The 14883-nt window shown below is 35.0% G+C and carries 8 protein-coding genes; all 8 read right to left on the reverse strand.

Going from position 1 to position 14883, the window contains the following annotated elements; genetic code table 11:
* Nucleotides 1-62 precede the first annotated feature (62 nt).
* The 8 genes from coaE to recN all read right to left on the reverse strand — a co-directional run bounded on the left by coaE (nucleotide 63) and on the right by recN (nucleotide 14867).
* A complete protein-coding gene (coaE, locus tag ACVCXO_RS10510; protein WP_452229549.1) occupies nucleotides 63-656 on the reverse strand; it encodes a dephospho-CoA kinase in 594 nt (197 codons plus the stop codon).
* Between the two features lie 40 nt (nucleotides 657-696).
* Nucleotides 697-1662: a CdaR family protein gene (locus ACVCXO_RS10515; RefSeq protein WP_452229550.1), complete on the reverse strand. Its 966-nt coding sequence runs from the start codon at nucleotides 1660-1662 to the stop codon at nucleotides 697-699.
* On the reverse strand, nucleotides 1662-2666 hold the full coding sequence (locus ACVCXO_RS10520; protein ID WP_452229551.1) for a glycosyltransferase: 1005 nt from the start codon (nucleotides 2664-2666) through the stop codon (nucleotides 1662-1664). Before ACVCXO_RS10520 ends, ACVCXO_RS10515 begins: the two co-directional genes overlap by 1 nt.
* Before the next feature lie 72 nt (nucleotides 2667-2738).
* Nucleotides 2739-6419 (reverse strand): T9SS type A sorting domain-containing protein, encoded by a 3681-nt coding sequence (locus ACVCXO_RS10525; RefSeq protein ID WP_452229552.1) that lies wholly within the window; start codon nucleotides 6417-6419, stop codon nucleotides 2739-2741.
* A 317-nt stretch (nucleotides 6420-6736) separates the two neighbouring features.
* Nucleotides 6737-8842: a choice-of-anchor J domain-containing protein gene (locus tag ACVCXO_RS10530; protein ID WP_452229553.1), complete on the reverse strand. Its 2106-nt coding sequence runs from the start codon at nucleotides 8840-8842 to the stop codon at nucleotides 6737-6739.
* Between the two features lie 200 nt (nucleotides 8843-9042).
* A complete protein-coding gene (locus ACVCXO_RS10535) occupies nucleotides 9043-12078 on the reverse strand; it encodes a choice-of-anchor J domain-containing protein (RefSeq protein ID WP_452229554.1) in 3036 nt (1011 codons plus the stop codon).
* Nucleotides 12079-12284: 206 nt separating this feature from the next.
* Nucleotides 12285-13097: an enoyl-ACP reductase FabI gene (locus ACVCXO_RS10540; RefSeq protein WP_452229555.1), complete on the reverse strand. Its 813-nt coding sequence runs from the start codon at nucleotides 13095-13097 to the stop codon at nucleotides 12285-12287.
* A 117-nt stretch (nucleotides 13098-13214) separates the two neighbouring features.
* Nucleotides 13215-14867, reverse strand: a complete 1653-nt coding sequence (gene recN, locus ACVCXO_RS10545) for a DNA repair protein RecN (protein WP_452229556.1) — start codon at nucleotides 14865-14867, stop codon at nucleotides 13215-13217.
* Between the last annotated feature and the right edge of the window lie 16 nt (nucleotides 14868-14883).

The raw sequence follows: 14883 nt of genomic DNA on the forward strand, positions 1-14883 counted from the left end.
AATTAACATTTTAACATTTAGGTGTTATCCCTTTTAACCTTACATTAACACAAATGTTAAAATTATAGACTTTTAATAGATTTAAGTATTTGATTATGTGTTTTTTGTACCTGAATAACGGTGTTTTCTAGAATATTATTATAAATAACAAATTGAGACAATGCTATTTTCTTTTCATCTTGCCATTGATTATTCATAATAGCTTCAATTTTAGAAACTGTAGTTTCGTCTCTTTTTAGCAAACGCTCTATTCTTGTTTCCATTGCTGCAGTAACTGTTATGATGTAATCGCATTGCTTGTAGCTTCCGTTTTCAAACAGAATAGCAACTTCTTTAATGATATAAGGTGCATCTTGTTTTTCTAACCATCTTTTAAAATGACTAGCGACTTTAGGATGTACTATCGCATTCATTTTTTCTAGTACACTTGCGTCACTAAAAATAATTTTTGCTAAATAAGGTCGGTTTAACGTGTCGTCTTTATACGCATCTTCACCAAAAAGCGCGATTAGCTTTCGCCGAATAACTTTAGACTTATTCATGAGTTTTTTAGCTTCATCATCTGCAATATAAATAGGCACACCCAGTTTTTTAAACTGTTTTGCAACGGTAGTTTTTCCGCTACCTATCCCTCCTGTAAGACCAACTATTTTCATGTATTAATTTTCTGTATATATCCTTTTTTAGTTCTGTTTTTTATTCTGCTATAATAAACTCTATATACTCTTCCTTAATTTTAAAGTGCTTCACAAATTCAGGTTTTTTATCCACTTCTGGAACTAAGTAGGATTGCCCTTTTACCAATTTACTATAGTCGCAAATAACTCTAAAGTCCTTAGCTTCTATAGTATTAAAATTAGCCAAACTGGTGTAATAAGAAACATGGACTGTTTTAGGAAAATGCTTAAGCTTGATATCTATTGGCACATTAATTATTTGTACTGTAATTGGCAATGTGCCTTCTGTATATTTTTCTACTTTAGCTTCTAATCGAACTTTATTAATAGAAAATTTTAAGTCTTTATCTAAGCCTTGAAAATTTAAATTTGTGAATTTAGAAATATTCTGTTTTATATCACTTAGCACCACAGTATCTGTTTCTATTTGATTAATTTTATCCAATATCGCTTTTGCTCCTATGATTTTAACCGAATCGGGTTGCAAAACAATAGCATTCGTAAGATTATACCCAGGACTATAACTAATTTTAGAGCGTAATTTAATAGGAACCGTTTTAACGGCATTTACATCATAAGTAAACCACAAACTATCCGGAACAATATTAACTAGCTCTATCTTTTTGCTAAATTGTTTATGTAATGCCGCAAAGGCTTTGTTTTTACTCCAAATATAAGCAGAGTCTGTTTTATCTATATGTTTCGAAAAATCTATACTAATTTTAGGTTTAGAAAAATGATACTGCAACAAATCAAAACCAAAAGTTTTTAATGTGATTTCTAGCACTTGACTACTATCATTAATAATTACTTCTTCTTCTGGAATGTTAATCTTATCAATACTAAAAACAAATGTATTGGTATAACTTTTAGATAATTTTGTTAGTAATAAAATACCAAATGCTAATGCTAAAAACAATAAAAAAACATTAATTTTTTTAGTTTTTACAAACGATATAATTTCAGATTTAATTTTTTTTATCATTATTTTTTAAAAAATAATTCTGGAAATTGAACTTCCGGATTTTTCTTTAATACACCAACGAGTATTGTCGATTTTAAAAACCCATAACCATAACCAAAAAACTGAATACAAATTGCTAGCATAGCCTGTATTGCTATTCTAATATTTTTTGTTTTTAATATAGCTAAAAGGAATGCCAAACCAAAGTATAATATATAAACATATAGTAAAGCTTGAAAATTAAAAAAGATTAAAATTATAGCTAGAATTAATCCTAAACTAAAAAGACTAGGAAACCAATACGTTATTTTTTTTGTCTGTGGATGCCAGGTATTAAGAATGGGTCTAACCATACCAAATTTAAACACTTGTTTATAAAATTTAGACCACGAAATTCTTCTTTTATGATATACATAAGCTTCCAGAATTAGTTTTGTTTTAAAACCAAGTCCCCATAAACGTATAGATAAATCTGGATCTTCTCCAGGATGTATAGACCCAAATCCTTTTGTTTTATCAAATGCTTCCTTAGACAAACCCATATTGAAACTTCTTGGCTGAAAGGTATCTACACTATTTTTATTTCCTCTAATTCCGCCAGTAGTAATAAAAGAAGTCATTGCAAAATTGATTGCTTTTTGAAGATTTGAAAAAGAAGCATCTGCTGCATCTGGACCACCAAAACAATCCACATATTCTTTTTCTAAACTAGTAATAACTTCGGTTAAATAGGTTGTTGGTAAAATACAATCGCTATCTAATATAATAAAATAGTTTCCGGTTGCTTTTTGCATCCCAAAATTTCTAGAATCCCCAGGACCAGAATTGGGTTTAAAATAATAGGCTATATCTAGTTGTTCCCTATACTTTTCTACAATCTCTTTAGAAGCGATGGTAGAACCATCTTCAATAATAACAACTTGATATTTTACATTTGTTTTTAGCAATGTAAAGCTATGTAGTAACTCCTCAATTTCTTGAGGTCTATTATACACAGGAATAATAAAAGAAAACTGTAATTGCATAACACAAATGTAGGTGTTACCCATAAAAAAAGCCACCTTAAAGGTGGCTTTTTAATATATAAAGATCTAAAATTAGTTCTTAATAACTCTTACAGTTTCTGTAGCATTATCTATTGTTACTTTAACAAAGTAAGCTCCAGATTGTAAATCAGACATATTAACCTCTGCATTAACAGTATTAGGAGCAGCACGAAGTACTTCTTGACCTAACATGTTATAAACAGATATATTATCCATTTCTTTTTGTGCTTTTAGCACCAAGCTATTATTTACTGGATTTGGAAAGTAAGTAAATGCTAAACCATTATCAAAATCATCTACCGATAAAGTAGTACAAATCACTGTAGCTTCCCAACCTTCTCTTGTTGCTGAGCCATCAGAAGAAAACACAAATGTTAAAGCTCCAGATGCATGTGAAGATGTTATTGTCATACCTTCTAAATCACCAGAACCTGAAGGCGTTGCATCATCTCTATCCCAACACCATATTGATCCGCCTGCTGGAGGATCTATTGTTGTTGCCGTAGCATCGGGACCATCATAAATGGTTAACCCATCATAACAACCGGTGCCATTATTTTCAGCACTAAAAGCATTAAAAAGCACGGAAACAATATCACCAGCAGTATCTGGCATAATAGTATATGTAACATTTTCACCACTGGTGTAATCTCCTGTTACTCCACCTGAATCTAGGAATATCTCGCTAGAACATGAAGCTGGTACAGCTACATAAGGCGTTGCAAAAGTAAATGGTCCTGTCCATGCAGACACATCTCCTGATCCACAGTCTGCTTGCACATAAAAAGAATACGAACTATCTCCTACTAAACCTGTAGCACTATATGGACTCGTAACCCCCGTTTCTGTTGCAGTACCGGTTACCATTTCTCCAGCAGTATTGTTTACTAATTCAATATTCCATGAAGTAGCTCCTCCATTTTCTGTCCATTCTAACGCTGCTGTTGTTAGTGTAATCCCAGTAGCACCTAAACCAGATGGTGCAGGACAAGTTTCTAAAGTCGTAAACGCAAAAGGTCCAACCCATGCAGATAGTCCACCTGCTCCACAATCGGATTGCACATAGAACGAGTACTCATTGTTCTCTGTTAAACCTGTTAATAAATAAGGATTTGAAACTCCTATTGCTGTTGCCGTTCCTGTCACAGTACCAGCAGCAGTTACATCTACTAATTCAATATTCCATAAAGATCCTGTTCCGTTTTCTGCCCAACCTAAATCTGCAGAACTATTTGTAATATTTATAGCTGTTAACATCGATGGATCCAAACATGTTGGTAATTCATCAAAAGTTACATCATCGATTGCTACATCATCGTAAAAACTCCCTGAATCTGCTACTGAAAATCTTGCTTGTGCAGGCCCAGTAAATGTTAATCCGCTAAGATCAATTATTTTTTGCTCCCATCCAATGGTATTGGTAGCATAGGTACCTACTGTATTCCAGGCTGCTCCATCCCAAACCGATACCGTTAAAGTTGCGTTACCAAACCCTTCATTATCTCTAATTTCATAGAAAGATAATGCTGGTGTTGTTAGTCCGGATACATCTACCAAAGCAGAACTTAATTCTGCGTTTGTTGCAGTAGGATCAGAATCGTCTACCCAAGCAAAGTAACCGCCAGAAGTAGTATTTCCATTTAATGTTCCATTATTTCCAATATGATTTCCTGCTCCCGTATTTGCGAATTTCCAATCTTCATCACCACCTTGATTCCAGCATCCTGGAAGCGCACCTGCACTTTCAAAATCCTGTGTATATGGTGCTGTAAATGCATTACAAGCAGTTACAAAGGCAAATGGGCCAACCCATGTCGATGCTCCATTTGTTCCACAATCTGCTTTTACATAAAACGTATAACTATTATTATCTACTAATCCTGAAGCATTATAAGGGTTTGCAACGCCTAAAGCTGTTGCTGTACCTGTTACGGTTCCTCCTGCTGTAACATCAACAATTTCAATATCCCATACGGTTTCTGATGCACCTGCTGTCCAACCTAAATCGGCAGATGTTGTCATTATATTAGTTGCCGTAAGCATAGAAGGCTCGGGACATGCTATTGTTGTAGTGAATGCAAATGGTCCAGCCCAATCGGATACGCCATCTACACCACAATCTGCCTGTACATAAAATTCGTAGTCGTTAGCAGGTACTAGTCCTGTTACATTAAAAGGATTTGTAACTCCTAAACTAGTTGCGGTACCTGTTACTGTTCCAGCTGCTGTAATATCTACTAATTCGATATTCCAAGATGTAGCGGTTCCTCCTTCTGTCCAACCTAAATCGGCAGAAAAACCATCAATATTTGTAGCTGTTAATCCATTTGGAAGTATACAAGCCGGCAATTCATTAAAATTCACATTATCAATTGCCATATCCCCTTCATAAGTACCAGCACTTGTCGCTCTAAAGGTTATAGAAATGGATTGACCAGCAAAGGCTGTTAAATCTATTACTGCTAATTCCCAATCTGCTGTAGCACTCGTTTGCTGCTGACCAGAAATAGTAAATACATTTGTTGTTCCGTTCACTAAAACATCTAATGTTCCCATTTGCATACCAAACATATGATAATTAAATGCTACTGAAGGTGTCGTAAGACTAGATAAATCTACTAACGGAGAGACTAAATCTGTGATATCACCACTAGCTCCTCCGGTAGCTTCCGTATAGAAATAATTACCTGTTGTAATAGTTGGATCTGGTCCTGTTCCTGCAGAACCGGTATCGGTTCCCGGAGCAGACTCCCAAAAATAGGCGCCACCTGTTCCTGCCCAACAGTTTTCTGTAGTAAATGCAGTCCCTGCTGTAGTAAATGTCTCAAAATCTTCTGTATAAGGTGTTGCAATTGCAGCACAAGCCGTTCTAAAAGTGAAAGGACCTACCCAAGCAGAAGTTCCATCCACACCACAATTAGCACGGACATAATAATCATATAATGTATTTTCTGTAAGTGTCATTGCCGTATATGGATTGGTAACTCCAGCAGTTGTTGGTGTTCCTGTTGCTGCCGATCCACTTGTTACAATTTCAACATCCCATGCTGTTGCACTTCCGCTTTCAATCCACGATAAATCTGCCATTGTATCTAGTATTCCAGTTGCAGTTAAGACCGATGGATCTGGGCAAGCTGGAGGTGTTTCTGAGCTAATAGTTGGAGATTGAAAACAAAATCCCCACTCGTAACCTGCGCCACCTACTAAATCATCAAAATAAATTCTATATCTAAATCCGGATAATTGTGTAGCACTAAATCCCACAATATTAAGGATCTCTGAGGTATATGCTTCTGAAGTTCCTGAACAAAAATTATCTAATGGAGGCGCAGTAGTATCTGTATCTATAGGAAGTCCAATAATGTTCCATGAGCTTGCATCTGCATCCCAATATTCGAATTGCAAAATGTCATCATCATTATAATTGTAAACAAAGTTTCCAGAAATAGAAAGCCATGTTTCTCCTGCATTAAAAGCTGCAGTTAAGTCAATTACTGGCGATTCTGCAGCAATAATATCATCACTTCCACTTCCCGCATCATCATCATCGAAAGCGAAATTAGCAGTTGTAGTAGGATCTGCTTCAAACGCTAGCGGATCCGTATTATACGTTCCCGTAACAGACCAGGCTGCATTAGGCCACGAGGCGTTTTGGTTTAAAGTTTGCGCATAAGAGCTAAAAGTAAAAGCCCCTAAAATAGCAAACATAAAAAATAAGGTAATTTTTTTCATATTAAATTGGTTATTTAGGATTTACCTTCTAATGTATTATTATTAAATAACAAAATAAATGAAAGTAATTACAAATCGCTAAAACACTTAAATCTTCGATAAAGAGCAAATATTTTTTACTTAAAGGAGTTTAAAAATCGGATTAAATGAATGCAATACTCCTATTATTAGTTACCAATACTATAGAAAATACGACTAGAACGTCTTTTTAGTAAAAAGCAAAATACCTCAGAAAAAAAAATGTTTACTTTTTATAAAATCTACAACATAAAAAAAGCCACCCGAAGGTGGCTTTTTTCTATACTAAGATCTAAAACTTAGTTCTTGATAATTCTTACTGTTTCTGTAGCACTACCTATAGTTACTTTAACAAAGTAAGCTCCAGATTGTAAATCAGACATATTAACCTCTGCATTAACAACATTAGGAGCAGTACGAAGTACTTCTTGACCTAACATGTTATAAACAGATACGTTTTCAATATCCTTTTGTGCTTTCAATGATAAAATATCATTCACTGGGTTTGGATAATAGGTCAATGCTAAACCATTTTCAAACTCTGGTGTAGATAATGGCGTACATGTAACTGTTAATTCAAAATTACCTGTATTCCCAAAATTATATCCTTCTATAGAGATCCAATATTGCGTTCCTGCAACAGAGATAAAATCTGTTTGTGCAGCATAACCACCAGCACCACCACACTCATCATATCCATCACTTATTAATTGTAGAGCACCAGAAGCACCTGTAAATACTAATATTTCTGTATCAAAATCTGTTCCAGCCATACAAGTATCTAATAAAACACTATCTCCTGTACCCATAAAACTATACCATACATTTGGAGAATCTGTATCTGCACCTAGCGCGGCGTCAGGAGCATCATCTTCATCTAAAGTAGCTGATGTTGTATTCCCTAAAACTGTATCTCCACAATTAATTGCTATAGCATCTGCCAAGTTATCATTAGCAGGAGCTTGTGCTAATGTAGTAAATGTGTAAGGTCCATTGTAAATACTTACATCTGTATCATCCATTCCACAATCTGCACGAACGTAAAAATCGTAAGTAGTAGTCCCTGTTAAACCAGTTACCGTATATGGGTTACTTCCAACATCATTAAGTGTTGGTGTTCCTGTAGGCGTAAATCCTGTTATTCCATACTCAATATCCCAAGCAGTAGCGGAACCATTTTCTGTCCATCCAATTTCTGCTGTAGTTTCTGTAATATTAGTAGCAGTAAAATCAAGTATAAAATTACAAGTAATATCTTCAAAACAAACGGTAGAAGTTCCTGTAGTAGCTGCTTCTTTCCAGATTGCGATTAAATATGCTGTGTTTGGAAGAAATCCAGTTAAACTAAATTCTGGAACTAATGCGCCATTGCAATACAGTTCAGATCCACAGTCTGTATATACTACCATTCCAGTAACATCTCCTGTTGTTAAAACTCTAATTGCACCAGAATCGGTTGTAGTAATTTCATACCACGCACCATTACTTCCAGCAGCAGCACAAGTAACAGCACTTAAATCTGCTGTAGCAACCGCGTAATCAATAGTATTAGGCGTTGCTGTTGCACAATTAGCTTCTAAAGTCGCAGCGATTGGTAAAGCACAAACATCACCAACATTACTTGGCTGCGTCCAACTAATTGGTCCAACCCAAGCACTTAAATCTCCTGCTCCGCAATCTGCTTGTATATAAATATCATAATCTCCACCAGCTAAGGCAGAAAGACTTAAAGTTGCTGCCGCAGTAGTACCGGTTGTACCAGCACCTTGTACAAATCCAGCAGTACCATATTCATAGTTCCATGCTGATTCACTAGCTCCTGCAGTCCAAGAAATGTCTGCATCTGTAATAGATGTAGGGCCAGCAGTTACTGCTGTTGGTGCAGGGCAAGTAGGTGGCGTATCATTTACAAACTCATCAATATGTAGATAGAATTTATCTGCAGCTGTAGCTCTAATTGCAATATACACTTGCATACCATCATAAGCTGATAAATCATACGTGTATTGTGTATAAGTTGGTACATTCGTTAAAGGAGCTTCATCACCTAAAACTACCGTAAAATCTGCAGGAGCTAAACCAGTTGTAGATAATCTAACCTCAAATGTTTCCGCCCAATTAGAAGAAATTCCAGACCAAAAAGATATTCTGTCTGAGACATCTGCAGTTACTGTAAATTGTGGTGTAATTAAATAATCATCATGTGCATTTGAATTATAAGTAATTCTGGCATGCCCCGCTCCTGAATGACTATCAGTAGTATTATAAACCCATGTATTACCTCCATCAACATCTGTAACGGTCCATGTAGCAGGTATTTCGGTATCGAAACTCTCTGTAAATTGTGCATTAGACTGCCAAGTAAAGGCAACCATAGCAAATAATAGTAAAGTAATTTTTTTCATATTAAATTATTTTTATTAATTAATTATTAGCATAAGACTTAAAAATATTGATAATAATTGAAAGGTTTTACCAAAAACCCAACTAATCGACAAAATGACAAAAATTACGATTAAATACATTTTTCCTTAATTTTATGGGTGCAAAAAAAAGCCACCTTAAAAAAGGTGGCTTTTAATAATATTATTTAAAGATCTAAAAATTAGTTCTTAATTACTCTTACTGTTTCTGTAGTATTACCTATAGTTACTTTAACAAAGTAAGCTCCAGTTTGTAAAGAAGACATATTAACTTCTGTATTCATAGCATTAGGAGCAGTACGAAGTACTTCTTGACCTAACATGTTATAAACAGCTATATTATTTATATCTTTTTGAGCTTTTAAAACTAAAGCACTAGATACAGGGTTTGGATAGTAAGTGAATGCTAAATCGTTATCAAAGCTTTGCGTAGATAATGTAGAACAAGTTACTGTAGCTTCCCATCCTTCTCTTGTTACACTACTATCAGAAGTAAACACAAAGGTTAAAGTTCCTGATGCATGTGTGGATGTTATAGACATACCTTGTAAATCTCCTGTTCCTTGGTTTATAGAATCATCTCTATCCCAACACCAAATTGTTCCACCTCCTGGAGGATCAATAGTAGCAGCTGTTGCATCTGGACCATTATAAACTGTTAATCCGTCCCAACAACTTGTTGTTCCATTATTTTCTGAGCTAAAAGCAGTAAAAGTAACCGTAACAGCATCACCTGCAACGTCTGGCGCAATTACATATGTAACATTTTCACCACTTGGATAATCACTACCGGCTCCTCCTCCATCTAAGAAAACACCACTAGTACAACTTGGTATTACAGCAACGTAAGGTGTTGCAAACGTATATGGTCCTGACCAATCACTAGTGTCTCCACCACCGCAATCTGATTGCACATAAAACGCATAAGAATTATCTCCTACTAAACCAGTAGCAGCATAAGGATTTGTAACCCCTGAAGCTGTTGCATTTCCTGTAACAGTTCCTCCACCAGCAACATCAACTAATTCTATATTCCACATTGTTGCAGTTCCATTTTCTGTCCAACCTAAGTCAGCAGAAGTTTCTGTAATTGCAGTTGCAGAACCTGCAGTTGGTGCAGGACATACTTCTGTAGTTGAGAATGCATATGGTCCAGACCATGAACTAGTGTCTCCACCACCACAATCTGCTTGTACATAATATTCGTAATCCGTTTCTGCAGTTAATCCTGTTAATACTTGTGGGTTTGTCATGGTACCAGTAATCATAGTTCCTGTTCCCATTGTTAATGGAGCAGTTCCCCATTCCACATTCCAAGTTGTTGCAGTTCCACCTTCTGTCCAACCTAAATCAGCAGAAGAATCTGTAATTGCAGTTGCAGAACCAGCAGTTGGTTCTGGACATGTAGGTGTTGGCTTAATACAAAACTCTAATGCACCTTCATCATTACTACCATAATCCCAATATCTTAAATATACTGTATCTCCAGGAGTTAAGCCTTCAAATATTTTTTCGTCTAAAGAGCTATTACAAACGACAGGATCTAAAGCTGTTAAAGCACCACAAGTTCCTGTGTACACTTCTACAATAGAACTATATCCAGGCCCCACAATACTATCATAAATAAACCCTCCTGAAGCAGGAACAGTTAAAGTAAACCAAATATCACTAGGATTTGGATCTGATGTAGCATTTGTACAAGTACTACTAGGAGCTACTTCTCCTGTAGAACTAGTTGCACCAAGATTACTACCAGTATACGTTAAAGTACATGTTACTTCATCTACATTCATTACGGAATCTAAATCTATAGCGTTTGCACACTCATCATTTGTTGCTGGGCAAGCATCTTGAACTAAACCATTAAATGATGAAGAACACACTGCGTCTTGATCATTAGCAACCGTTATAGCTACAACTGTTCCGTTTGTATAAGGTCCAAAAGTTAACATTCCTGCCGCGTTTAAAGTTTGCGAAGCACTTGCTTGGTCGTCTGAAGCTGTCATTGACGTCGCTGAACCTAAATCTGTAATATCTACTTCAATCTTAAATCCTCCAGAAGCTGCACAATCGTCAACCAATGTTGCTGTTACTGTTGCAGGAGCACAAGATAGACACTCTACATTAAAATCTATTGAAGTTTGCTGTGCACTACCACAAGAGTTTGATGAATCTCCTGCTATTCTTACAAATAGTGAAGTACCTGTAGAATTAAATGTTAATCCAGTTAAATCTCCAGCAGTACCATAACCGTTATATAATTCTGGTGCCGTAGCATCTACTCCGTCATATACAATAAATTCATCATACGAACTTTCAACTGTTCCAGAATTAACTGTGATTTTTAATCCACTAGTACCATCTGAACTTGCAAACAACCAATCTAAATTACTACTATTTTCATAACAACCAGTAGCATTTGTTGGTGTCCCACAAATAACTTGTGTTGGACAATCATCGTAACTAAAATCTCCAAGAGAGAAATCACAAGCAGCATCTGTATGCTCCAAATTTAAAGTTACTGTAGTACCAGTTGCATAAGGTCCAGCAGTTACAACTCCTAAAACAACAGGAAAAGAACCTCCTAAACCATCGGTAACATTAGCACCATCTCCTACTGTTGCTACATCTACATCCACGCTAAATTGTGCATTTGAACAATCTGACGTTACCGTTGCACTATTTACTACTGCTGTAGTACACGTTGGAGCTGCATCATTAACAAACTCATCAATATGCAAATAGAACTGATTATTACCTGTAGCTCTAATTGCGACATAAACAGTCATACCATCATAGGATGATAAATCATATGTATATTGTACATAATCTGGCACGTTACTAGTTACCGTTTCACTACCCAAAACGGTAGTGAAATCAGCTGGAGCAAAACCTGTAGTGGATAATCTAACTTCAAATGTTTCTGTCCAATTATTTGAGATTGCGGCCCAAAAAGACACTCTATCCGAAGCACCTGCAGTAACTGTGAATTGTGGTGTAATTAAATAATCGTCATGAGCATTAGAATCATAAGAAATACGAGCATGACCAGCACCTAAGTAATTTTCAGTGGTCACATGAAGCCAAGTATTTCCACCGTCGACATCCGTTACTGTCCAAGTTGCTGGAATTTCAGTATCAAAATTCTCTGTGAATTGCGCATTAGCTTGCCAAGCAAAGGCAAACATCGCAAAAAGTAATAACGTAATTTTTTTCATGTTAAATTGGTTTTTGTTGATTAATTATTAGCATAAGCACTAAAACTATTGATAATAATTGAAATCTTTTACCAAAAGCTTAACTAATCGTTAATACTCCGATTTTTACGATAAAATACATTGTATAGCTAACTATAAATTTTAAACATAAAAAAAAGGCTTCGTTTTCACAAAGCCTTTTTTTTATCCTAATTTCATAAAATGAACTACTTTTCCATAAAAGCTTCCATCACTTCATTACTTACTCCCATATTGCTAAATCCTCCATCATGAAACAAGTTTTGTAAGGTCACCATTTTAGTTAAATCACTAAACATAGCTACGGTATAGTTTGCACAATCTAAAGCGGTTGCATTCCCTAAAGGCGACATTTTATCTGCATATGCAATAAAACCGTCAAATCCCTTAACACCAGAACCAGCAGTTGTTGGTGTTGGTGATTGTGATATGGTATTTACACGAACTGTTTTATCTTTCCCCATAAAGTACCCAAAACTACGAGCAACACTTTCTAGATATGCTTTATTATCTGCCATATCATTATAATCTGGAAAAACACGTTGTGCTGCCATATACGTAAGCGCTACAATACTTCCCCAAGGATTCATTGCATCTTTTTTATATAAGGTTTGCATTACTTTATGAAAAGACATTGCAGAAATATCTGTTCCTTTTTGTGTCCAATCATAATTCTGATCTGTATAAGCGTTTCCTTTTCTAACATTTATAGACATACCAATAGAATGTAAAACAAAGTCTATTTTACCTCCTAAAATCTCCATAGATTTTTCAACAAGGTTTTCTAGGTCTTCTATAGAAGTAGCATCCGCAGGAATTACTTGTGATCCCGTTTTTTCTGCTAAAGCATTAATAGTTCCCATTCGTAAAGCAACAGGAGCATTTGTTAATACAAAGGTTCCTCCTTCTTCATGAACACGTTCTGCGGTTTTCCAAGCTATCGAGTTTTCATCTAATGCACCAAAGATGATTCCTTTTTTTCCTTTTAATAAATTGTACATATGTAATATGTTATTTTGGTATTGTTAGTTTTATAAATTGTTATTCAAAGGTAACTAAATTAATATTTATGGGCTACCTATTCATTTGGTATTAGTTATGCATACATAGTATGTTGCTTAATTCAACAACTGTTTTGCATGCGCCATAGCAGAGCTAGAAACTTCTATTCCTCCTAGCATTTGCGCTATTTCTACAATACGATCGTCATGATTTAGCTTCACTAAATTGGTAGTGGTTACCTCATCGACATCTTCTTTATAGACTTTAAAATGTGTATGTCCTTTTGCTGCAATTTGCGGTAAATGTGTAATAGCAAATACCTGCATGGTTTTACTCATATCTTGCATAATATCTGCCATTTTATTTGCGATTTCACCAGAAACTCCGGTATCAATTTCATCGAACATAATAGTTGGCAGCTGAATATAATTGGATAATATAGATTTTATGGCTAGCATAATTCTTGCTAACTCTCCTCCAGACGCTGCTTTTTTAAGCGCATTAAACTGTCCTCCTTTATTTGCTGAAAACAAGAAGGATAATTGATCTTTCCCATTATACATATATTCCTTAACCAATGCTACTTCTATTTTAAATTGTGCATTTGGCATTCCTAAATCGTTTAAAATACGTTCTAGTTCTTTGGTAAGCTTCGGAATTGCTTTTTGTCTGTTCTTATGTAGACTTTCAGAAATACCATCGAGTTTACCCTTTATTGTTTCTATTTCTTTTTGTTTCTGAAGGATGCTTTCTTCTAGATTTTCGGAAGCAGAAACCTTTTCTATTAATTCCGTTTTAATACTAATTAACTCCGAAACATTTTCCGCTACATGTTTTTGCATCAAATTATGCAACGTTTGTAACTTTGCATTTACCACTTCTAATCTTTTGGGATCTGCGTCTAAGTTTTCCTGAAGTGTTTCTATTTCTGCAAAAGTATCGTCTAAATCTATAAGACTACTATTTACTCTTGTGTATAAGTTTTGATAGGTACTTGCATACGTAGATAGTTTTTGTAATGTATTTTTTAATTGCGTTAACATATTAAGAATACCTAAATCTTCTTCTTGTAGTAATTGATGAGAATGCGTTAGTTTTTCTTGAATCTCTTCCATGTTATTCAAGGTTTCGTATTCTTCTTCTAACGTTTCTAATTCACCATCTACTAAATTAGCTTCGGTTAATTCTTTTAACAAAAAGGTATTATAGTCTTGTTCTTTTAATGCTTCGGCTTGTAAATTATGAAGTTCTTTTAATGCTTTCTGAAGTTTTTTAAAACCATTTAATTCGGTTTGATACTTTTCTAAGTTCGTTTTATTATTTGCTAAAGCATCAATTATTTGAAACTGGAAATCATCATCTACCAATTGCATGGTTTGGTTTTGCGAGTGTACATCTATTAAATGTTTACCCAACAATTGTAAAGAGTTTAAATTAACAGGACTGTCATTTACAAACGCTCTAGATTTACCAGAAGGAAGTATTTCTCTTCTAATAATGGTTTGGCTTTCAAAATCGAGATCTTCGGTTTTAAATAGATTTTCTAGTTGGTAGCTTTCAATATTAAAAACGGCCTCTATAACACATTTTTGATCTTTGTTTTTTAAACTACTTAAATCTGCCCGTTTTCCTAAAATTAAAGATAATCCGCCTAAAAGAATCGATTTTCCTGCTCCAGTTTCTCCCGTAATAATAGTAAACCCTTGGTTAAAATCAACCAAAAGTTCATCGATTAAAGCATAGTTTTTTATGGAGAGTGAGCTTAGCATTTTTTTAGTATTCAGT

It is taken from the genome of Lacinutrix sp. MEBiC02404 (genome assembly GCF_053601575.1).

Coding starts and splice junctions, on each gene's coding strand:
- coaE (WP_452229549.1), bottom strand. CDS start 656: ATGAAAATAGTTGGTCTTACAGGAGGGATAGGTAGCGGAAAAACTACC.
- ACVCXO_RS10515 (WP_452229550.1), bottom strand. CDS start 1,662: ATGATAAAAAAAATTAAATCTGAAATTATATCGTTTGTAAAAACTAAA.
- ACVCXO_RS10520 (WP_452229551.1), bottom strand. CDS start 2,666: ATGCAATTACAGTTTTCTTTTATTATTCCTGTGTATAATAGACCTCAA.
- ACVCXO_RS10525 (WP_452229552.1), bottom strand. CDS start 6,419: ATGAAAAAAATTACCTTATTTTTTATGTTTGCTATTTTAGGGGCTTTT.
- ACVCXO_RS10530 (WP_452229553.1), bottom strand. CDS start 8,842: ATGAAAAAAATTACTTTACTATTATTTGCTATGGTTGCCTTTACTTGG.
- ACVCXO_RS10535 (WP_452229554.1), bottom strand. CDS start 12,078: ATGAAAAAAATTACGTTATTACTTTTTGCGATGTTTGCCTTTGCTTGG.
- ACVCXO_RS10540 (WP_452229555.1), bottom strand. CDS start 13,097: ATGTACAATTTATTAAAAGGAAAAAAAGGAATCATCTTTGGTGCATTA.
- recN (WP_452229556.1), bottom strand. CDS start 14,867: ATGCTAAGCTCACTCTCCATAAAAAACTATGCTTTAATCGATGAACTT.